We start from the raw sequence: 19,484 nt of genomic DNA on the forward strand, positions 1-19,484 counted from the left end.
CATCAGGCGCGCATCAGGTGCAGGCTGTAGCCGGGAACCAGTTTGGCATTGCGCTTGGCTTCCGAGGCCAGACCCGCCAGCCCGCTGGCGTCCACCCGCTTGCCGGCGTCCTTGTCCAGCTCTACCACGCCAAGCGATAACGACAGCAGCGGATACTCCCGCCGGCGACCGTCCCGGTCGTACGCCAGGAAGCAGCCGGCCTCCAGGTGTTCGCTGCGATAGAAGTGGCGGCAGCGTTCCTGGAAGGCTGCCATCAGGCCATTGAGCCGCTGCCGCCAGTCCGTCGAGCCCAACACCACCAGGAAGTCGTCGCCGCCGATATGGCCGACGAAATCCTGCTGTGGGTCCAGGCGCTCGGAAAGGGTCTGCGCCAGGCATAGCAGCACCTCGTCACCCTTGGCATAGCCATAGAGGTCGTTGAAGGGCTTGAAGCCGTCGATGTCGACGTAGCACACGACGGCTTCACGCTGCTGATCCAGCAGGCGGGTTAGGCATTGCTGGATGGGCACGTTGCCCGGCAGCTGGGTCAAGGGGTTGGCGTGTTTGGCCTGCTGGATACGCTGCTCGGTGATCAGGCGCAAGACATCCATCACCCGGCCGACGCCGACATAGCGACCACCCTCGGTGATGATGAAGTCTTCTTCGATCCGCTGGCGGGCGCGGGTGGTGAGCAGGCGGCTGACCTGTTGCAGCGACTGGGTGCTCTCGCTGGCGAGGAAGTCCTGGCTCATCAGCCGGGCGATGGGTTTGCGGGCGAACACCTCATGGGCGAAGGGTTTGAGCAGCGCCGAGCTCAGTTCGTGGTGATGAACGATGCCCACCGGGCGGTCATCGCTATCCACCACCGCCAGGGTATTGAGGCTGGGTTGCAGGCGAAAGCGCTCCAGCACGTCGGGGATCAGCATGTCTTCACCCACGGCGACCTGTTCCACCCTGAGGCTGGCCACAGTGGTCGATTCCTCGGCGAGGTCCGGGCTGCGGGTGATCATGACCGGTAACAGGGTCTGAATTTCACGGGGTGGCGTCGCGGTTGGGCGACCCAGCAGGTAGCCCTGCACCAGATCGACGCCCATGTTCGCCAGGGTGGACAGCTCTTCGTGGGTTTCGATGCCTTCGGCGATCACCTTGGCCCGGGAGACCTCGGCCATCTTCAGGATGGAGCCGACGAACTCGCGTTTCACCTTGTCGCGATGGATGGACTCGATGAAGTGCCGATCGATCTTGACGAAGTCCGGACGCAATTCCGACCACCGCCTGAGGCTGGAGTAGCCGGCACCCAGGTCGTCGAGGGCAATGGAAAAGCCCATGGCGCGGTAGTGGTGCAGGGCGGTGGCCAGCAGCGCGAAGTCGTCGATGGGCGCCTGTTCGGTCAGTTCGATCACCACCTGGGCGGGGGAGAGTCCGAGGCGCTGCAGCAGCTTGAGGGTCTGGCCGGACTGGTGCGCCGGCTCCAGCAGGGTTTCCGGGCAGACATTGAGAAACAGCAGACCGTCCAGCGCCAGTTCGCGAAAGCTCTGGCAGGACTGGTGACGCGCGGCGATTTCCAGCTCGGAGAGCCGACCGGCCTGGCGGGCGGTGGCATAGAGCGGCAGGGGTGAGTGCAGGGGCGTATTGGAAGCCCCCCGGATGAGGGCTTCATAGCCCAGGATGCGTCGTTCGCTCAAGGACACTATGGGTTGAAAGAGCGAATGCAACTCGCGGTTGGCGAGAATGCGATCCAACACTCCAGCCTGGTCGTTAAGCGTCATGGTAAGCCTGCAAGAACCCGAAAACGAAAATGCCCGGGGGTCGCACTTGGCGACCCCCGGGCATTTCACGACAGAGATATGACGCTTTGATGTCAGCGCTTGGGCGGCGTCTTGCTCAGGTCCAGATAGTCCAGCAGCACGTGACCGGATTCCATCAGGTAGGCGTCATCCTGGGGCTTGGTCTTGTCGTCATCGATCGCCGGATTGTCTTCGTCGATCTTCTTCAGCTCCTTGAGCGGGGCTTCACCCTTGCCCTTGCGTCGCTCGTTCTCCATGGCCAGTTGGCGATTATCCAGCGCGGTCTGTTCGGCGCGACGCTTCTGCTCGTTGAGGCTGACGGTGGTGTCGGCCGCCAGCTCCTGGGCCAGCTTGAGCCGTTCCCGGGCGAAGATGAAATCCGGATCCTTCTGTATCCGCACGTCATGGCGCTTGACCAGGTCCGGCAGGTAGTTGGCGAAGGGGTTGCTCAGGCCGGTTACCGCTGGGGCGATGGTGTCCCAGGGCATCGAATCAGGCAGGGCGCTCTCGCCGATCTGCTTGGTGTCCACCACTGCCGGGTAGTCGATGTCCGGCAGGACGCCCTGGTGCTGGGTGCTCTGGCCGGAAACGCGATAGAACTTGGCAATGGTCAGTTTCAGCTCACCGTGGTTGAGCGGCTGGATGGTCTGCACGGTGCCCTTGCCAAAGGTCTGGCCGCCGACGATCAGGGCGCGGTGATAGTCCTGCATGGCGCCGGCGAAGATCTCCGAGGCCGAAGCGGACAGGCGATTGACCAGCACGGTCAGCGGGCCCTTGTAGAAGGCGCCACCTTCGTCATCGGCCAGCACCTCGACCTTGCCGTCGCCATTGCGTACCAGCACGGTGGGGCCCTGGTCGATGAACAGGCCGGTCAGCTCGGTAGCTTCCTGCAGGGAGCCACCGCCGTTGTTGCGCAGGTCCAGGACGATGCCGTCGACCTTTTCCTTCTGCAGTTCGCCGATGAGCTTCTTCACGTCACGCGTGGTGCTCTTGTAGTTCGGGTCGCCAGCGCGATAGGCCTTGAAGTCCAGGTAGAAGGCGGGCACGTCGATCACGCCGAGCTTGTAGTGCTTGCCCTCGTGGGGGACGTCGATGACGTGCTTCTGGGCGGCCTGCTCTTCGAGCTTGACCGCTTCGCGGGTAATGGCGACCACCTTGGTCTTCTGGTCGTTCGGCGCGTTGCTCGCCGGGATGATCTCCAGCCGCACCTTGGAGCCCTTGGGCCCGCGGATCAGCTTGACCACTTCGTCCAGGCGCCAGCCGACCACGTCGACCATTTCACCATCTCCCTGGGCGACGCCGACGATCTTGTCCGCCGGAGCGATCTGCTTGGACTTGTCCGCCGGGCCCGCCGGCACCAGACGCAGGATCTGCACGTAGTCGTTGTCGTTTTGCAGCACCGCACCGATGCCTTCCAGCGACAGACTCATGTTGATGTCGAAGTTTTCCGCGCTTTCCGGCGAGAGGTACTGGGTATGCGGATCATAGGACTCAGCGAAGGCGTTGATGTAGGTCTGGAAGACGTCTTCGCTACGGGTTTGGTTGAGGCGCGCCAGCTGATTCTTGTACCTCTTGGTCAGCTGCTGCTGGATCTGCTGATCGGTCTTGCCGGACAGACGCAGGCGCAGGACTTCGTCCTTGAGCTTGCGATGCCAGAGATCGTCCAGCGCGGCGGTATCCGCCGGCCAGGCAGCCTTTTCGCGATTGGTGTCGAAGGACTCGTCGGCGGTGAAGTCGAGCTTGCCGATGCCGGCGTTGAGCAGACCCAGACCATAGTTCAGCCGCTCGGTCATGCGTTGGGCATAACGACGGTAGATGGCGAAGCCCGGTTCGAGATTGCCCTGCTTGAGGTAATCATCGAAGCGCGTGCGCGCCGCATCGAATTCGCGAATGTCGGCCGCATTGAAATACAGTCGGCCGGGATCAAGCATCTTCAGATAGCTGTCGTAGATCTTGATCGACTGAGCATCGTTGAGCGGTGGCTTGCTGTAATGATGACGCTTGAGCAGTTCGACGATGTTGAGACTGGCGATCACCTGATCACGGTCAGGTTGCAGCTTCTCGGCGCCAACCGGCGCGTTGGGCTTGGCGAAGAGGGGCGTTGCGCTGACGCCAAGCAGGACAACGAGGGCGGTACGGGACAAGAGCTGCTTCATGTGTATTCGACTAATGCACGGAAAGGAATAGGCTATAGGCCCCACCCGGCCCGGGCGGTTCCGCGGCCAGGGGACATATGACAGGCACTGACGAAAGTCGTCTGGCGGCGGTCAGCGCGAGAGATAGAGGCGATAGGAAGGGATGGCTGTGACAGCCCCGCATCTTCCGGTCCGCTCGACTCACGCAGAACCCGTCGATGCAGGCGCTTTTCGTCAAAGCCTGAGCCACTATGGAGGCACCGTGAACGCATTGCAAGGTATCGAAGGGCAACTGGAATGGCAGTCACTGAGCGCTCGCGCTCTGGCGCCTGGGGAAATTCGCATCAAGGTCGCGGCCGCAGGTCTCAACCGCGCCGACCTGTTGCAGCTGGCCGGTAACTATCCGCCGCCGCCCGGTGCGCCGGCCACCCTGGGTCTCGAATGCGCCGGGGTGGTCAGCGAGACGACCGCGGATTCGCGCTGGCAGGTCGGTGACCGCGTTTGCGCGCTCCTCGCCGGGGGCGGCATGGCCAGCGAAGTAGTGGTTGACGGTCGCCAGGCGGCGTCCGTACCGGAAGGTCTGTCCTTGATCGGGGCGGCGGCACTGCCCGAAGTCTGGGCGACCGCCTGGAGCAATCTGTTCGATCTGGCCGCGCTGCAGCCGGGCGAGAAGGTGCTGCTGCACGCCGGCGCCAGCGGCGTTGGTTCGGCCGCCATCCAGCTGTGCAAGGCCTTCGGCAATCCCTGCTGGGTCAGTGTCGGCTCGCAGGATCGTCTGGCCCATTGCGAGCGTCTTGGCGCCGAGGGCGGGGTGCTGCGCAAGACCGATCTGGAGGGGCTGCGTGATTTCGCGCCCTTCCACGTCATCCTCGATCCGGTCGGGGCCAACTATGCATCGCTCAACCTGGATCTGCTGGGCCAGGATGGGCGCTGGGTGCTGATCGGCCTCATGGGCGGTCGCCAGGCCGAAATGGATCTGGGCAAGGTGCTCGGCAAGCGCATCCGCATCATCGGCTCGACTCTGCGCAACCGATCGGTCGAATTCAAGGCCAAGACCATGAGATCGCTGGAAGCCAAGGTCTGGCCGTTGTTCGCCGAAGGCAAGTTGAACGTCAACCTGGAACGTCGCTTCACCGCCCAGAACGCCGAAGCCGCCTTTGCCGCCCTGGAAAGCAACGAGGTGAACGGCAAGGTGGTGCTGGTGCTGGACGAAGGGTTGGAGTGATGCCCACCTAGGGTGATCGCGGCCATGGCGGCCTGCTGCTTCTAAGGAAGTCTCGTCTCCCTTAGGAGGGATCCATGGCCGCGATAGGCCATAGCCTGGCAAATCGCGCGGCGCTTTCCACTATGTCTTCGGCATGCCGGATTCGTGGATAAGGCTGCGCCGTTATCCACCCTTGTATCTCGACTACGGCCCTTTGCGAGGTCATAGTCCCCGACTGATCATCGGGGGAGGATGGCAAGCCGTATCCACCCTTAAGCCTTTGAGCTTGCAACGTAGATTGGGCTGCCTCCTCCACACTCATCCATTAAGTCCGAACGGTATCTGGAGCCACAAGAGCTCGTATTACGCAAGGTTGGACAGGATGACGTGATCATCAAGACACCTTCGTGGAGGAGATCTCATGGCAGTGGTAGTGGGCATCGATATCGCCAAGCGCACCTTTGATCTGGCGATGCTGCAACCCAACGGCAAGTATCGAACCAAGGGCAAACTGGCTAACGACAAGGCAGGCTTCGCGGTCTTTGCCGACTGGCTGCAGCGGCATGCCGAACCGGACGCCTGGATCGTGATGGAGGCGACCGGCATCTACCACGAAGCCCTTGCCGAGCACTTTCATGCCTTGGGCTATCGGATCGCCATACTCAACCCTGCGCAGGTTGCCCGCTATGCACAAAGTCAGCTGCAGCGCAGCAAGACAGACAAGCTCGATGCCAAGCTGATTGCCACCTATGGCCAGCTGCATCTGGATCGACTACGGGCCTGGCAACCTGAGCCTCTGCCCTTGCGCCAACTCCGCGCGCTGACCCGACGCTTGGAAGATCTTCGATCGCTGCGGCAGATGGAGCTCAACCGACTCGAGGTCAGCCCGGAAAACGTCCAGGACTCGATCCGAGCAGTCCTGCAGCGGCTCGATGAACAGATTGCCTGGACGCTAGAGCAGATCAAACGGCACATCGACGATGATCCGGACCTGCGCGGCAAACGTGATCTGCTGGTGAGCATAGACGGCATCGCCGACAAGACCGCAGCCCTGATCCTAGCTGAGCTGGGCGATATCGGTCGCTTCACTCATGCCCGCGCCGTCACTGCCTTTGCGGGTCTGGATCCACGCTTGCAGGAGTCTGGCACCTATCGTGGCCGTACCTGTATCTCGCGTACGGGATCAGCCCGCTTGCGCACCGCGCTGTACCTGCCTGCCGTCGTGGCGTTGACCCATAACCCCGCGATCAAGGCGCAAGCCGAGCGCCTGAAAGCCAAGGGCAAAAAAGGGAAACAAACCGTCTGCGCCGCCATGCGCAAGCTGCTGAGCATCGCCTATGGCGTGCTCAAATCGGGCAAGCCTTTCGATCCTGCATTGGCAATTGCACACTGAGGTGGAAGACGGTATCTACCCGTTAGATCTACCGCCAGCTAAGGATCGGCCAACCGGCCTGTTCGGCTCTTTCGCGCAACACCGGATCCGGATTCACCACATGCGGTTTGCCAACCGCTTCGAGCAACGGCAGGTCGTTGCGCGAATCGGAATAGAAGCTGGCATTGGTCAGCAGACTGCGGTCACCGTCCAGGGCTTCCAGCAGGCGGGTCAGCTTGCCTTCACGGTAGGTCATGACGCCTTCCACCTGGCCACTGTAGACGCCATGGCTGACCTGCAAGTCGATGGCCAGTACCTCTTCCACCCCCAGCCGCTCGGCGATGGGCTCCACCAGATGCACCCCGGAAGCCGAGACGATCATCACCCGGTCGCCGGCAGCGCGGTGCGCGGCGATGCACTTCATGGCATCGCTGAAGATCAGGGGTTCGATGACGTCCTCGACCCAGGGCCCGACCTCGAAATCCACTTCCTCGGGCGTACGGCCTACCAGGGGTTCGAGGTGGAAGGCCATGTAGTCCTCCATGGCCAGTTCGCCTTGGGCGTAGGCGGTCATCAGCTCGGTGTCGCGTCGTACGAAGGACTCGCGGTCGACCCAACCGAGCACGCCCATCTGCTGGCTCCAGAGGCTCGAGCAGTCACCATCGATAAGGGTTTCGTCGAGATCGAAAATCGCCAGGGTCATGCCACTTCTCTCAGGCTGTCGGATTCGACGGTCAGGGTGACGGCTGTGCCGTTCGGCTGCAAGGCCGTCGGACCGTGGTTGAGCACATCGACATTGAGTTCGCAGGCTTCGGTGGCGACCCGGTAGCGGATCACGTTGCCCAGCAAGCTGTGGCCGACGATACGTCCGGCAAAGCCACCGGGGATGCCCAGGCGAATGGCCTCGGGACGAATGGCGACCTGTCCCTGGAAAGTCTGACCGAACAGCCGGCTGGCCTGATCGGCACTGAGCAGGTTGTAGTTGCCGATGAAGCCGGCGGCGAAGGCATCCACCGGCGCGGTGTAGAGCGTCTCGGCATCGCCGCTCTGGACGATGCGCCCCTCGCGCATCAGCACGATGCGATCGGACAGAGTGAGGGCCTCTTCCTGGTCATGCGTAACGAACACCGTGGTCAGCCCCAGCTCCTGCTGGATGGCGCGGATCTGCTCGCGCAGGTGGCGGCGGATGCGCGCATCCAGCGCCGAGAGCGGTTCGTCCAGGAGCAGCAGGCGCGGTCGCACGATCAGCGAGCGTGCCAGGGCCACCCGTTGGCATTGCCCACCGGAAAGCTGGTGCGGATAACGTGCAGCGAAGCCTTCCAGTTCCACCAGCGTCAGCGCCTCCAGGACCCGCTCGTGGACTTCGTCGCGCGCCAGCCGTTGCATGCGCAGGCCGAAGGCGACGTTCTGCTCCACGGTCATGTTGGGGAACAGGGCGTAGCTCTGGAACACCATGGCGATGCCGCGACGCTGCGGTGGCAGCCTGGTGATGTGCTGGCCGGCCAGCACGATGGCACCGCGGTCGACCTCGGTGAGGCCGGCCAGGCAGCGCAGCAGGGTGGACTTGCCGCAGCCGGAGGGGCCGAGGAGGGTGACGAGTTCGCCCTGTTCGGCGTGGAACTCGATGTCGGTGAACAGGGTGTTGGCGCCGTAGCGCTTGTGCAGTCCCTTGACCGCGAGATAGCTCATGTCCGCTCCCGATTCAGGCGATTGGCGATCCAGGTCATCAGTAGCACCGCGAAGAAGTAGGAGATGACCAGGGCGCTGGTGAGGTGGCCGCTGCCGTTGCGCAGGTTGTAGAGGTAGATCTGCAACGTCTCGTAGCGCGTCCCCACCAGCAGGTTGGCGAAGACGAATTCGCCGATGAGAAAGGAGAACGACAGGAACAGCGCCACCATCAGCCCGGTACGCAGATTGGGCAGTACCACCAGCAGGGCCGCGCGCCAGGAACTGGCGCCAAGCAGGTGGGAGGCGTCCATCAGGTCACGCAGGTTGAGCGCCTGGAGGTTGTTGCTGATGGCCCGGTACATGAAGGGCAGGGCGATGGTGAAATAGCAGAACACCAGAATCCAGGGCGTGCCGGTCAGCGGCAGTGGGCCCCCGGCATAGAGTTGCAGCAGCCCCACCGCCGAGACCACCGGAGGTACCGCGAAGGGCAGCAGGATCAGCACGTTCATCAGCGCATCCAGCCGCGGGAAGTGGTAGGCGATGGCGAACATGGCGGGCAGGATCAGCACGCAGGACAGCGCCAGGGCGCCAAAGCAGATCGCCAGGGAACGGCCGAAGGCGGCGAGAAAGCGCGGATCGCTCCACAGCTGCAGGTACCACTTGAACGTGAAGCCGGCCGGCAGCAGGGTCGCCGACCACTGGGTGGCGAGCGAGTAGACCAGCGTCGCGGCCAGGGGCGCGAACAGGATTAGGAACAGCAGCCAGACCACCAGGCGATGATAGAGGCGCTCAGCTTTGGACATGACGACTCCGCCGCAGTAGCCACTGGTGGACGAGGGTGATCAGGGTCATGAAGGCCACGAGCAGCATGGCCAGCGCTGCAGCCAGGTTGGGTTCCAGATAGATATCGCCGGAGACCAGCGCCGCGATGCGCACCGGCACCACGTTGAAGTTGCCGACGGTGAGGGCGTAGACGGTGGCGTAGGCGCCCAGGGCGTTGGCCAGCAGGATGATGAAGGTGCCCACTAGCGCCGGACTGAGCACCGGCAGGCCGATGTGCCGCCAGTATTGCCAGGTGCCGGCACCGAGTAACGCCGCGGCATCGCGCCAGTCCTGCTTCAGGGCCTCGAAGGCCGGGAACAGCAGCAGCACGCCCAGGGGAATCTGGAAGTAGGTGTAGATGAGGATGAGGCCGCCCTTGGTGTAGAGGTTGAAGCTCTCGATCAGCCCGAGCTGTTTGAGCGCAAGGGTCAGGCAGCCGTTGATGCCCAGCAGGATGATGAAGGCGAAGGCCAGCGGTACCCCGGCGAAGTTGCTGGTCATGTTGGTGAAGGCCACCACGAAGCCACGCAGTCGCGAGTCCACCCGGGTCAGCGAATAGGCGCCGAGCAGCGCGATGAGCAGGCCGCAGACGCTGGACCAGAGCGAGATTTCCAGGGAGAAGCGGATGGCCTGCAGGTAGAAGGGCGAGCTGAGAATCTCGCCGTAGTTGCCCAGGCCCCAGCCGCTTTCGCTGGAGTTGAAGCTGTTGAAGGCAATCCAGGCCAGGGGCGCCAGTTGGAAGGCGCCGAACACCAGCAGGAACGGCAGGATCAACAGCAGGGCGAGCCAGGGCCGCTTCATGCCAGCAGCTCCCGGCACAATGGCTTGTCGTGAGCAAGGCCCAGCGAGCTGCACACCGTTCCGCAGATCTCCACCTGCCGCGGCGTGGCCTCGCCCAGGGAGAAACCTTCGCCGAACACGAACAGCGGAACCTCGCGTTCTTCCGGTAGCGTCCCGCCATGGCTACGGTCATCGTTCATGCCGTGATCGGCAGTCACCAGCACCTGGTAGCCGGCATCGAGCCAGGCCGGCAGATAGTGGGACAACAGGCCATCGGCGCGGCGCGCGGCATTGCGGTATTCGGGGCTGGAGAGACCGTGCTTGTGGCCCGCGTCGTCGATGTTCATCGGATGCACCAGCAGAATGTCCGGGGCATGGGCGAGGCGCAGGTGCTCGGCGTCGTCGAACAGGTGGGAATCCGGGTAGTGGTCGGCGTAGTAAAAGTGGCCGTACTGGATCGGCAGGCTGCTGTCGCTGACGTGCCTGTCCCGGCCCGGCTCAAAGGGGCTGCGATTGTAGAGTTCGCTGACCCAGTGGTAAGCCGCCGCCGCGGTGGTGAGACCGGCAGCCTGCGCCAGATGGAACAGGCTGGTCTCTGTCGAGAGCCGACTGACCCCGTTGTGGACGATGCCGCTGCTCACCGGTGGCACCCCGGTGAGCAGGCATTCGTAGAGCGGCCGGGAAAGCGAAGGCAACTCGCACTCCAGGCGGTAGAGGCGACCCCGGCCGGCCAGGCACAGCGCCTGAAGGAAGCCGAGTCCGTGTTCGGCGACCCTCAGGGCGAGTCCGTCCAGCACGACCAGGATGACCTTCATGACGTCACTGCTGCATGTTGATCAGGACGTGTTCCTGCCAGAGCCTTGGCAGGCGCTTGGAAGTCTCTTCCCAGGCCTTGGCGTCGGTGATGGGGCGCGCCTTGGCGTATTGCGCCTGGGGCAGCAGCTTGGCCTGGACGTCCGCCGGCAGGGTCAGGTGCTCGGCGCGGATCGGTCGGGCATAGCCCTCGGCCAGGTTGATCTGGCCCGCGTCGGAGAAGATGTACTCACGGGCCAGCTTGGCGGCATTGGGGTGCGTGGCGTACTTGTTGATGATGGTGGTGTAGCCGGAGGTCACCGAGCCGTCGGAAGGGATCAGCACCTCGAAGCGCGAGCGGTCGATCTGGTCCCGGTAGTTCAGGGCATTGAAGTCCCAGACCACGCCCACCTCTACCTCGCCCTTCTCGATGTTGGCCACCACCGGGTTGGTGAAGGACAGGCGGCCCTGCTTGGCCAGCTTGGCGAAGAAATCCAGCGCCGGCTTGATGTTCTTCTCGTCGCCACCGTTGGCGTAGGCCGCGGCCAGCACGCCGCTCACCGCCTGGGAGGCGGCACTTACGTCACCGATGGTGACCTTGTAGTTGCCCTTGAGCAGGTCGGCCCAGGAGTGGGGCACGTCCTTGACGGTCTGCTTGTTGACGATGAAGGCGATGGTGCCGGTGTAGGCCAGCGCCCAGTGCCCGTCGCTGTCCTTGGCCCAGCTCGGCACCTGGTCCCAGGTGCTCGGCTTGTAGGGCTGGGTAACGCCCTTCTGCACGGCGATGGGGCCGAAGGAAGCACCAACGTCACCGATGTCGGCGGAGGCGTTCTCGCCTTCGGCGGCGAACTTGGCGATTTCCTGGGCGGAGCTCATGTCGGTGTCCTGATGCTTGAGCCCGTACTTCTGCGCAAGATCCTGCCAGGTCCCTTTCCAGTTCGCCCAGGTATCGGGCATGCCGACGCTGTTCACCTCGCCTTCCTTGCGGGCAGCGGCTTCGAGGGTTTTGAGATCGGCGGTATCGGCGAAGGCGGTACCGGCCTGTACCGCAACGGCTGTGGCCAACAAGGAAGCAAGCAGACGGGTCATACGGGCGCTCCAGGTGTTAGGGCTTGGTCTAGGTCAGCAAGACACAGGCCAATCTAGGACCCCGGTATGACGATTTGATGGCAATACGCCTTGTTCCGGCGCTGGCACGGGGCTGCAGTCGTCACCAAGCGGTCATCTGGCCGTCTTAGTCTCCTGGAAAACCCTAGTCGAGGCGCTGCGGGTGCACCAATCCGAAACTGGTCTAGTCCAAAAAAGCGCGCCCGGTGCGGGCGCCATCCGCCGGGCGCTGCAGGAGCAGATCGCCCATGGCTTGCTGCCGGCCATGGAGCGGTTGCCGTCCGAGCGCCAGCTGAGCGAACTCTTCGCCACCACCCGCATCACCCTGCGCGAGGCTTTGCTACAGCTGGAAGCCCTGGGCCTGATCTACCGCGAGGAGCGCCGTGGCTGGTTCGTCGCGCCGCCGCGCCTGGCCTATAACCCCCTGGCGCGCACCCATTTTCACGCCATGGTCGAAGCCCAGGGTCGCCGACCGGCTACCGAGGTATTGGCGGCGCGACAGCTGCTGGCGTCCGCGGATGTCTGTCGCCTGCTGGAGTTGCCGGCGCTGTCCAGCGTCTATCAGATCCGGCGGGTAAGGCGCATCGATGGCCGGCTGGTGCTCTATGTCGAGCACTACCTCAATGCCGCCTATTTCCCGGGCTTGCTGGAGCACGATCTGCAGCGCTCCCTCACCGAGCTGTACCGCGATCGCTATGACATCCGCTACGGCGAGGTGCGTTTCGAGATCCTGCCCACGGCGCTGCTGCCGGAGGCCGCCCAGGCCCTGCGGGTGGCCCAAGGCAGTCCGGCACTGCACATCACCCGCATCAACCATGACCAGCAGGGAAGGCTGATCGACTGCGACCTGGAATTCTGGCGTCACGACGCCATCCAGGTCAGGGTCGAGGTGCCAGACTAGCCTTGACTCAGAGCGGCAACTCGGAGCTGGCGTAAAAGGCCGTCAGCACCTTGATCAGGTAACCCAGGTCGCGGCTGCCGGCGAGTTCACGGATGGAGTGCATGGCGAAGGTGGGCAGGCCGATGTCCACGGTGCGCACCCCCAGCTGGCCGGCGGTGATGGGGCCGATGGTGGAGCCGCAACCCATGTCGCTGCGCACCACGAAGCTCTGCACCGGTACCTCTTCGCGCTGGCAGAGGTCGCGGAAGAAGGCGGCGGTTTCGCTGCTGGTGGCGTAGCGCTGGTTGGCATTTACCTTGATCACCGGGCCGGCGTTCAGTCGCGGGCCGTGGTTGCCATCGTGCTTGTCGGCATAGTTGGGGTGTACGCCATGGGCATTGTCGGCCGAGATCAGCAGGGAGCGCTGCAGGGTGCGCGTGAAGGCGTCCCCGGCGGGCAGCAGGCGCTGCAGGACCTGCTCCAGGAAGGGACCGTCGGCGCCGCAGCAGGAGGTGGAGCCCACTTCCTCGTGATCGGTGCAGACCAGCACGGCGTTCTCGTCACCTTCGCTCGCCAGCAGGGCCTCGAGGCCGGCATGGCAGGACAGCAGGTTGTCCAGGCGGGCTGCCGCGATGAAGTCGTCGTCCAGGCCGATGAGGGCGGCAGGTTGAACGTCATAGAAGCTCAGCTCGAAATCCAGCACCTCGGCATCGTCGATGCCGTGCTCCTGCTTCAAGCGAGCGGCCAGCAGGGCGCGGAAGTCACGGCGTTCGCCGGCAGGGACCTGCGCCAGGATCGGCGGCAGTTCGTTCTGGGCGTTGATGGCCCAGCCCTGGTTGGCCTCGCGGTTGAGGTGGATGGCCAGGTTGGGAATGATCGCCAGCGGCTTGCGGAAATCGACCAGTCGACTCCGGACCCGGCCCCCGGTGCGGAAGGTCACCCGTCCGGCCAGCGACAGGTCGCGGTCGAACCAGGGCGCCATGAGCATGCCGCCATAGACCTCGACCCCCAGTTGCCAGAAGCCCTGCCGCTGCAACTCCGGCTGCGGCTTGACCTTGAGGCAGGGGCTGTCGGTATGGGCGCCGACCAGGCGCAGACCGCGCTCCAGCGGCTGGCTGCCCAGGCGCACGGCGATCAGGGAGGAGTCGTTGCGGGTGACGTAGTAGCGTCCACCCGGTTGCACGGACCAGCTTTCGCGCTCGTCCAGGCGCTTATAGCCGGCCGCTTCGAGGCGGCTGGCGAGGCTGGCGGTGGCATGGAAGGGGGTAGGAGAGCTGGCGAGGAAATCGATGAGGCCTTGGATCTGATCGGTACGCATGGACGACTCCGGACGACGAGGCGTCCAGTCTAGGTTCTGGACCCGGGGGAGTCGAGCGCAGCGCCCAGGCGCCGAGAGCAGGTCGCTCAGCGTCGCCGCAGGACCAGATGGTGAATGTGCCAGTGCTTGGGCCGCCCGATTGGGGTGTGGCCGTCCTCTTCCTCTTCAAGCTGCAGGAGGACCTCCCAGCCGTGCAGCAGCTGCTGCAGTTCGGCGGCCTTTACGACCGTCACGCCCTTGCTGGCCCAGCTGTCCCGTTCACCGAACAGTTGACCGTAGAAGAGACCGCCCGGGCGCACCGCGGCGCTGATCCGCGCCCAGAGGTCGGGGAAGCGCTCCGGTTCGCAAAAGGGCAGGGCGAAGCTGGCGTTGATGAGGTCGCTGCGTGGGAGCTCGACGGTCTCGAGTCGCGCCTACTGGGTTTCCAGACGTACCTGCCACGCACCCGATATTCGCTGCCGCAGCACGTCCAGGGCTTCGGCCTCGGCATCCACGGCGTGCACCTGTCAGCCCCGTTCCAGCAGGACGAGGGTATCGCGGCCGGTGCCGCAGCCCAGGTCCAGTGCGATCCCGGGTGGGGCGGTCCAGCTGGCCAGCGCCTGCAACAGGGTCTCGCGCGGACCGCCGTTGGCGGTGGCAGTGTAATAGGACGTCCAGGGGGACATGGGGCGCTCCTCAGGTGAGCGCCCAGTATGCCAGTGACAGCGGGTGTCAGAAGGGGGCGGGACTGGTGAAGCTCATGCGCTCGCCCGAGACGGGGTGGGTCAGTGCCAGCAGGCTGGCGTGCAGGCAAAGGCGCGGTTGGGCGGAAAGGGCATCGCCCTGGGCATAGAGCTGATCACCCAGCAGTGGGTGCCCGATGCTCAGCATATGGACCCGCAGCTGATGCGACCGCCCAGTGATAGGGGTGAGCTCCACCCGGCTGTAATGACCGTGGCGCTCCAGCACCTGCCAGAAGGTCAGGGCGTGACGTCCCAGTTCATGATCCACCACGTGGCGCGGCTTGGTCGGCGGGTCGTAGCGCAGCGGTAATTCGATGCGACCGCTGTTGGCGTCCGGCTCGCCCCAGCAGAGGGCGGTGTAGGCTTTTTCCGTCTCGCGATCATGGAACTGCCGCGACAGTTCGCGATGGCTGTCGGCATCCCGCGCCAGCACGATGACACCGGAGGTTTCCCAGTCCAGGCGGTGGACGATGCGTGCCTCGGGATAGCCGTTTTCCTGCAGGCGGGTCACCAGGCAGTCGCGGTTGTCTTCGGCGCGACCAGGGACCGACAGCAGCAGGGTGGGCTTGTCGACCACCAGCAGGGCGTCGTCCTGGTGAATGATGCGGATGTTGGAGAGAGGCATGGAATTCCTAGAGGCCTGGCTTCGAATCCTGGCGTCCGCTTGGCAGGTGCCGGGAATTCGACATGGCTTAAACGCCAGCGGCGGCCCTGGGGCCGCCGCTGTCCTGCCTGGTTCGCGTTAGCGATCGGGCAGGGTGATGTTGAGTTCGAGGATGGAGCAGCTGCCCTGGTTTTCCAGCTCTACCTGGATCTGGTCCTGCTCGATCGGCACGTACTTGCGGATCACTTCCAGCAGGTCCTTCTGCAACTGCGGCAGATAGTCCGGCTGCTCGTGGCGACCACGCTCGTGGGCCACGATGATCTGTAGCCGTTCCTTGGCTATCGAAGCGCTGTTCTGCTTCTTCCGGTCGCGAAAGAAGTCGAAGATGTTCATTCGGCACCACCCCCGAACAGACGTTGCAGGAAGCCTTTCTTCTTCACGTCGAGGAAGCGATAGGCCACTTCCTTGCCGAGCAGTCGCTCCACGGTATCACTGTAAGCCTGACCGGCGTCGCTCTGTTCGTCGAGAATCACCGGAATGCCCTGGTTCGAGGCCTTGAGCACCGCCTGGGATTCGGGGATCACGCCGAGCAGGCGAATGGACAGGATCTCTTCCACGTCCTCGACGCCAAGCATCTCGCCCTTGGTGACGCGCTCGGGGTTGTAGCGGGTCAGCAGCAGGTGCTCCTTGATGGCTTCCTCGCCCTTTTCGGCGCGGCGCGATTTGCTGGCCAGCAGGCCGAGCATGCGGTCGGAGTCACGCACCGAGGAGACCTCGGGGTTGGTGACCACGATGGCCTCGTCGGCGAAGTACATCGCCAGGTGGGCACCCTTCTCGATCCCGGCGGGGGAGTCGCAGACGATGAAGTCGAAGGTCTGCTTGAGTTCGTTGATCACGCGCTCGACGCCGTCCTGGGTCAGGGCGTCCTTGTCGCGGGTCTGGCTGGCAGCCAGCACGAACAGGTTTTCGAGACGCTTGTCCTTGATCAGGGCCTGGCTCAGGGTGGCTTCGTTGTTGATCACGTTGACGAAGTCATACACCACACGGCGCTCGCAACCCATGATCAGGTCGAGGTTACGCAGGCCAACGTCGAAGTCGACGATGACGGTCTTGTGGCCGCGCAGAGCGAGACCGGTACCGATGGCAGCGCTGCTGGTGGTCTTGCCGACGCCGCCCTTGCCGGAGGTGACTACGAGTACTTTGGCCAAACTGATTCACCTTGATCGAAAGTAATAACTGAAGCGACTCGGTGCCCTCGGTGACGAGATTGCAGGCAGTGTCGCGCTTCGTATTGCCCTTGGCGGTTTAGGCGCCAATTGCGAAAAATTCGCGAAATTATCCGTTAAAGGCGGGTGATGTTCAACACATCTCCCACCAAAGCGACCTGTACCGGATTGCCCCATTGCGGATGGCGTCGCAGGTCTTCGGCGACCTTGTACTGGCCGGCGATGGACAGCAGTTCCGCGGTCAGCTGCTGGCAGAAAATCCGCGCTTTTGTATCACCTTTGACGCCAGCCAGGGCACGGCCACGCATGGGGCCGTAGACGTGGATGTTGCCGTCGGCGAGCAATTCCGCGCCGGGGCTGACCGGCGCCAGCACCACCAGATCGCCGGCCGGGGCATAGAGCTGCACCCCGCCGCGCACCGGCGCGGTGATGATCTTGGTCGGATTGATCGCCGGGGCGGGCGGTACGACAGGTTCGGCTGGCTTGACCGGCTCGCGGTCACGCGGATCGACCTGGCGCTCACGACCGCCGGAGCTGGGCGGCAGGATCGGCAGGTCGTAGTCGTTGGCGGCGGCCAGGTCCCCGCTGCGGCTGGCACGCAGGGCCAGGGTGCGCAGGCCATGGCGGCGGCAGAGGTCGAGGAGGGCGCCCAGGTCGAGCGGACCGGCATCGTCGGCGAGCTTGTCCAGGCCGAGCACCAGCGGTGTTTCCTGGAAGAAATTGGGTGCCTGAGCGACTTTCTGGGCCAGTTGCCGGTCCAGGCGCCCCAGGTCGTTGCGGAGAAGCTCCAGCACGGTCACGGCGAGCATGTTGCCCTTGAGCTGGAAGACGGAGTCGCTTTCGGAAGGATCGGCTGCGGTCATAGTGGATACTTGTGCTTGGATGGCGGGACTTATAGCGGGATGCCCTGCGTGTCGCAACCCTCGTCGGGCGACGGGGGCCGTGACTGTGAAGGCTACGGGAAATCTGCGCGAGGCCTGTAGAATGGCGCGACTTTTTCATGCAGGAGTTCCGATGGAGCGGCCGTCTTTCCGCCTCGCCTTTCTCAATCCACGGTATTGGCCGCTCTGGCTGGGGCTTGGCCTGCTCTGGCTGCTGGTCCAATTGCCCTATGCCGCGCTGCTGCGCCTCGCCCAAGGGCTTGGCTGGATCTTCTATCACGTTGCCGGTCAGCGGCGGGCCATTGCCCGTCGAAACCTGGAGCTCTGTTTTCCCCAGCTCGACGAGCGGGCACGCGATCGGCTGCTACGCCGTAACTTCGCCAGCAGTGCCATGGCCCTGCTGGAAATGGCCATGAGCTGGTGGTGGCCGCGTCAGCGCCTGGCCCGGCTGGCCCATATCGAGGGCATCGAGCATCTGCAGGCTGCCCAGCGCGACGGGCAGGGCGTCATCCTCATGGCACTGCATTTCACCACCCTGGAGATCGGCGCGGCGCTCCTCGGGCAGCGGCATACCATCGACGGCATGTACCGCCAGCACAAGAATCCGGTGTTCGACTTCATCCAGCGCCGCGGTCGCGAGCGCCACAACCTGGATGCCACTGCCATCGAGCGTGAAGACGTCCGTGCCATGCTCAAGGTCCTGCGGGCCGGGCGGGCGATCTGGTATGCGCCCGACCAGGACTATGGCGCGAAGCAGAGCCTGTTCGTGCCCCTGTTCGGCATTCCTGCGGCCACCGTCACGGCCACCACCAAGTTCGCGCGGCTAGGACGGGCGCGGGTGCTGCCCTTCACCCAGGAGCGCCTGGCGGATGGCTCGGGCTACCGGCTGGTCGTCCATCCGCCCCTGGCCGACTTTCCTGGCGAGAACGAGGAAGCCGATTGCCTGCGCATCAATCGGTGGGTCGAGCGGTGCGTCAGCCAGCTGCCGGAGCAATACCTCTGGGCCCATCGGCGCTTCAAGACCCGCCCGCCCGGCGAGCCCAAGCTGTATCCCAAGAAGAAGCGCTAGATGAGTGGCGCCGCCGAGCAGCGTACCGGGCTGATCCTGGCCGGCGGCGGTGCCCGCGCGGCTTACCAGGTCGGTGTGCTGCAGGTGGTGGCAGACACCCTGAGCGCCCCGGCGAACAATCCCTTTCCCATCCTCGTCGGTACCTCGGCTGGTGCCCTCAATGCGGCGGTACTGGCCTGCGGCGCTTTGGATTTCGGTCGCGCGGTAGCACGCCTGGCAGCGGTGTGGTCAGGGCTGGAAACCGGGATGATCTATCGCAGCGACTGGGGTGGAGCGACACGCCAGGCCGCGCGTTTCGGCCTGCAGACGGTGTTCGGCGCCTGGCGGCAAGAACCACTGGCCTTGCTCGACAACGCGCCTCTACGGGCGCTGCTCAGCCGCGAACTGGATTTCTCCGGCATCACCGCCGCCCTGCGCCAGCGCGCCTTGCGGGCGGTGGCGGTCACCGCCTTTGGCTATGCCTCGGGTCAGGCCATGACCTTCTACCAGGGCCATGGCACGCTCGATCCCTGGTTCCGCCATCGCCGGGTCGGGGTACCGGCGCGGCTGGCGGTCGATCACCTGCTGGCCAGTACGGCCATTCCGTTGTTCTTTCCGCCGGTCAAGGTGGGTCGCGAATATCTCGGGGACGGTTCGGTCAGGCAGACAGCACCCATCAGTCCGGCGCTGCATCTGGGGGCGGATCGAATCCTGGTGATAGGGCTCGGTGCCCCGGGTGGTAACGAGCTAGGTCTGCAGGGGCGGCCGCCCTCGGTGGCGCAGATCGGTGGGCATCTGCTCAACAGTACCTTCGTCGATGCCCTCGATAGCGATACCGAAACCCTGCGGCGACTCAATCTGCTCAGCAGCGCCTTGCCGGCCGGTGATCCGGTCACCGGGCGCTTCTGCCGCCCGGTGGAAATGCTGGTGATCTCGCCAAGCCAGCCGCTCGCCGACATCGCCACCCACCACCGCAAACGCCTGCCGCCAGCATTGCGGCAGTTGCTGCGGGGCGTCGGCGTGAACCGGCCTTCGGGCAGCGCCTTGCTGAGTTATCTGCTGTTCGAGTCGGCCTACTGCCAGGAGCTCATGGCGCTGGGCCGGGCCGATGCCCAAGCCCGCTTACCGGAACTCCAGAGCTTTCTCGCCGGGGGCTGAC

At 64.3% G+C, this 19,484-nt stretch carries 20 protein-coding genes; 5 read left to right on the forward strand and 15 right to left on the reverse strand.

Translation table 11 applies throughout. The features are described from left to right. Positions 1 to 2: 2 nt before the first annotated feature. Both ACWPW1_RS09735 and ACWPW1_RS09740 read right to left on the reverse strand, forming a co-directional pair. Entirely contained in the window at positions 3 to 1,748 is a 1,746-nt protein-coding gene (locus ACWPW1_RS09735) for a bifunctional diguanylate cyclase/phosphodiesterase (protein WP_059314497.1), read from the reverse strand. A gap of 92 nt (positions 1,749 to 1,840) precedes the next feature. Further along, positions 1,841 to 3,922, reverse strand: a complete 2,082-nt coding sequence (locus ACWPW1_RS09740; protein WP_059314498.1) for a carboxy terminal-processing peptidase — start codon at positions 3,920 to 3,922, stop codon at positions 1,841 to 1,843. Positions 3,923 to 4,163: 241 nt separating this feature from the next. Here ACWPW1_RS09740 and ACWPW1_RS09745 point away from each other — a divergent pair, with 241 nt between their 5' ends. Both ACWPW1_RS09745 and ACWPW1_RS09750 read left to right on the forward strand, forming a co-directional pair. Then, positions 4,164 to 5,126, forward strand: a complete 963-nt coding sequence (locus ACWPW1_RS09745) for an NAD(P)H-quinone oxidoreductase (RefSeq protein WP_454252869.1) — start codon at positions 4,164 to 4,166, stop codon at positions 5,124 to 5,126. 400 nt (positions 5,127 to 5,526) lie between these two features. Further along, complete coding sequence (locus ACWPW1_RS09750; RefSeq protein WP_454252870.1) at positions 5,527 to 6,498, forward strand: IS110 family transposase; 972 nt, start codon at positions 5,527 to 5,529, stop codon at positions 6,496 to 6,498. Between the two features lie 28 nt (positions 6,499 to 6,526). Here the strand turns inward: ACWPW1_RS09750 and ACWPW1_RS09755 are convergent, their stop codons facing one another. The 6 genes from ACWPW1_RS09755 to ACWPW1_RS09780 are packed head-to-tail and all read right to left on the reverse strand — an operon-like array spanning position 6,527 to position 11,628. Further along, a complete protein-coding gene (locus ACWPW1_RS09755) occupies positions 6,527 to 7,180 on the reverse strand; it encodes an HAD family hydrolase (RefSeq protein WP_059314500.1) in 654 nt (217 codons plus the stop codon). Then, the gene (locus tag ACWPW1_RS09760) at positions 7,177 to 8,166 is read right to left on the reverse strand and encodes an ABC transporter ATP-binding protein (RefSeq protein ID WP_454252871.1); all 990 of its coding nucleotides are present in this window, start codon (positions 8,164 to 8,166) and stop codon (positions 7,177 to 7,179) included. The genes ACWPW1_RS09755 and ACWPW1_RS09760 overlap by 4 nt, the downstream gene beginning before the upstream one ends. Further along, entirely contained in the window at positions 8,163 to 8,948 is a 786-nt protein-coding gene (locus ACWPW1_RS09765; RefSeq protein WP_454252872.1) for an ABC transporter permease, read from the reverse strand. The genes ACWPW1_RS09760 and ACWPW1_RS09765 overlap by 4 nt, the downstream gene beginning before the upstream one ends. After that, positions 8,935 to 9,768 carry an ABC transporter permease gene (locus ACWPW1_RS09770; RefSeq protein WP_454252873.1) on the reverse strand — a complete coding sequence of 278 codons (834 nt, stop codon included), beginning with the start codon at positions 9,766 to 9,768 and terminating at the stop codon, positions 8,935 to 8,937. Before ACWPW1_RS09770 ends, ACWPW1_RS09765 begins: the two co-directional genes overlap by 14 nt. Next, complete coding sequence (locus ACWPW1_RS09775; RefSeq protein WP_454252874.1) at positions 9,765 to 10,562, reverse strand: alkaline phosphatase family protein; 798 nt, start codon at positions 10,560 to 10,562, stop codon at positions 9,765 to 9,767. The genes ACWPW1_RS09770 and ACWPW1_RS09775 overlap by 4 nt, the downstream gene beginning before the upstream one ends. Positions 10,563 to 10,566: 4 nt before the next feature. After that, complete coding sequence (locus tag ACWPW1_RS09780; protein ID WP_454252875.1) at positions 10,567 to 11,628, reverse strand: ABC transporter substrate-binding protein; 1,062 nt, start codon at positions 11,626 to 11,628, stop codon at positions 10,567 to 10,569. Between the two features lie 181 nt (positions 11,629 to 11,809). On the opposite strand from ACWPW1_RS09780, the gene ACWPW1_RS09785 reads away from it, so the two are divergent. Further along, positions 11,810 to 12,547, forward strand: coding sequence for a UTRA domain-containing protein (locus ACWPW1_RS09785; RefSeq protein ID WP_454252876.1), 738 nt, complete (start codon positions 11,810 to 11,812; stop codon positions 12,545 to 12,547). A gap of 7 nt (positions 12,548 to 12,554) precedes the next feature. Here ACWPW1_RS09785 and ACWPW1_RS09790 read toward each other — a convergent pair whose 3' ends face one another. The 7 genes from ACWPW1_RS09790 to minC form a co-directional block, all read right to left on the reverse strand. Continuing rightward, the gene (locus ACWPW1_RS09790; RefSeq protein WP_059314507.1) at positions 12,555 to 13,844 is read right to left on the reverse strand and encodes a M18 family aminopeptidase; all 1,290 of its coding nucleotides are present in this window, start codon (positions 13,842 to 13,844) and stop codon (positions 12,555 to 12,557) included. A gap of 86 nt (positions 13,845 to 13,930) precedes the next feature. Continuing rightward, entirely contained in the window at positions 13,931 to 14,077 is a 147-nt protein-coding gene (locus ACWPW1_RS09795) for a hypothetical protein (protein ID WP_454252877.1), read from the reverse strand. A gap of 273 nt (positions 14,078 to 14,350) precedes the next feature. After that, positions 14,351 to 14,509: a hypothetical protein gene (locus tag ACWPW1_RS09800; RefSeq protein ID WP_454252878.1), complete on the reverse strand. Its 159-nt coding sequence runs from the start codon at positions 14,507 to 14,509 to the stop codon at positions 14,351 to 14,353. 46 nt (positions 14,510 to 14,555) lie between these two features. Beyond that, positions 14,556 to 15,191: an RluA family pseudouridine synthase gene (locus ACWPW1_RS09805; RefSeq protein ID WP_323148779.1), complete on the reverse strand. Its 636-nt coding sequence runs from the start codon at positions 15,189 to 15,191 to the stop codon at positions 14,556 to 14,558. 117 nt (positions 15,192 to 15,308) lie between these two features. Continuing rightward, positions 15,309 to 15,563 (reverse strand): cell division topological specificity factor MinE, encoded by a 255-nt coding sequence (minE, locus tag ACWPW1_RS09810; protein WP_017642793.1) that lies wholly within the window; start codon positions 15,561 to 15,563, stop codon positions 15,309 to 15,311. Then, positions 15,560 to 16,378, reverse strand: coding sequence for a septum site-determining protein MinD (gene minD / locus ACWPW1_RS09815; RefSeq protein ID WP_017642794.1), 819 nt, complete (start codon positions 16,376 to 16,378; stop codon positions 15,560 to 15,562). Before minD ends, minE begins: the two co-directional genes overlap by 4 nt. A gap of 134 nt (positions 16,379 to 16,512) precedes the next feature. Then, entirely contained in the window at positions 16,513 to 17,259 is a 747-nt protein-coding gene (minC, locus tag ACWPW1_RS09820; RefSeq protein WP_059314510.1) for a septum site-determining protein MinC, read from the reverse strand. Positions 17,260 to 17,410: 151 nt separating this feature from the next. Here minC and ACWPW1_RS09825 point away from each other — a divergent pair, with 151 nt between their 5' ends. Further along, on the forward strand, positions 17,411 to 18,346 hold the full coding sequence (locus tag ACWPW1_RS09825) for a lipid A biosynthesis lauroyl acyltransferase (RefSeq protein WP_313647916.1): 936 nt from the start codon (positions 17,411 to 17,413) through the stop codon (positions 18,344 to 18,346). Next, on the forward strand, positions 18,347 to 19,483 hold the full coding sequence (locus ACWPW1_RS09830; RefSeq protein WP_434776363.1) for a patatin-like phospholipase family protein: 1,137 nt from the start codon (positions 18,347 to 18,349) through the stop codon (positions 19,481 to 19,483). Position 19,484 lies beyond the last annotated feature (1 nt).

It is taken from the genome of Pseudomonas sp. Marseille-Q7302, assembly GCF_965111925.1.

Coding starts and splice junctions, on each gene's coding strand:
- ACWPW1_RS09790 (WP_059314507.1), bottom strand. CDS start 13,844: ATGCGTACCGATCAGATCCAAGGCCTCATCGATTTCCTCGCCAGCTCT.
- ACWPW1_RS09780 (WP_454252875.1), bottom strand. CDS start 11,628: ATGACCCGTCTGCTTGCTTCCTTGTTGGCCACAGCCGTTGCGGTACAG.
- minC (WP_059314510.1), bottom strand. CDS start 17,259: ATGACCGCAGCCGATCCTTCCGAAAGCGACTCCGTCTTCCAGCTCAAG.
- ACWPW1_RS09830 (WP_434776363.1), top strand. CDS start 18,347: ATGAGTGGCGCCGCCGAGCAGCGTACCGGGCTGATCCTGGCCGGCGGC.
- ACWPW1_RS09825 (WP_313647916.1), top strand. CDS start 17,411: ATGGAGCGGCCGTCTTTCCGCCTCGCCTTTCTCAATCCACGGTATTGG.
- ACWPW1_RS09755 (WP_059314500.1), bottom strand. CDS start 7,180: ATGACCCTGGCGATTTTCGATCTCGACGAAACCCTTATCGATGGTGAC.
- ACWPW1_RS09770 (WP_454252873.1), bottom strand. CDS start 9,768: ATGAAGCGGCCCTGGCTCGCCCTGCTGTTGATCCTGCCGTTCCTGCTG.
- minE (WP_017642793.1), bottom strand. CDS start 15,563: ATGAACATCTTCGACTTCTTTCGCGACCGGAAGAAGCAGAACAGCGCT.
- ACWPW1_RS09735 (WP_059314497.1), bottom strand. CDS start 1,748: ATGACGCTTAACGACCAGGCTGGAGTGTTGGATCGCATTCTCGCCAAC.
- ACWPW1_RS09760 (WP_454252871.1), bottom strand. CDS start 8,166: ATGAGCTATCTCGCGGTCAAGGGACTGCACAAGCGCTACGGCGCCAAC.
- ACWPW1_RS09765 (WP_454252872.1), bottom strand. CDS start 8,948: ATGTCCAAAGCTGAGCGCCTCTATCATCGCCTGGTGGTCTGGCTGCTG.
- ACWPW1_RS09775 (WP_454252874.1), bottom strand. CDS start 10,562: ATGAAGGTCATCCTGGTCGTGCTGGACGGACTCGCCCTGAGGGTCGCC.
- ACWPW1_RS09800 (WP_454252878.1), bottom strand. CDS start 14,509: ATGTCCCCCTGGACGTCCTATTACACTGCCACCGCCAACGGCGGTCCG.
- ACWPW1_RS09805 (WP_323148779.1), bottom strand. CDS start 15,191: ATGCCTCTCTCCAACATCCGCATCATTCACCAGGACGACGCCCTGCTG.
- ACWPW1_RS09740 (WP_059314498.1), bottom strand. CDS start 3,922: ATGAAGCAGCTCTTGTCCCGTACCGCCCTCGTTGTCCTGCTTGGCGTC.
- ACWPW1_RS09750 (WP_454252870.1), top strand. CDS start 5,527: ATGGCAGTGGTAGTGGGCATCGATATCGCCAAGCGCACCTTTGATCTG.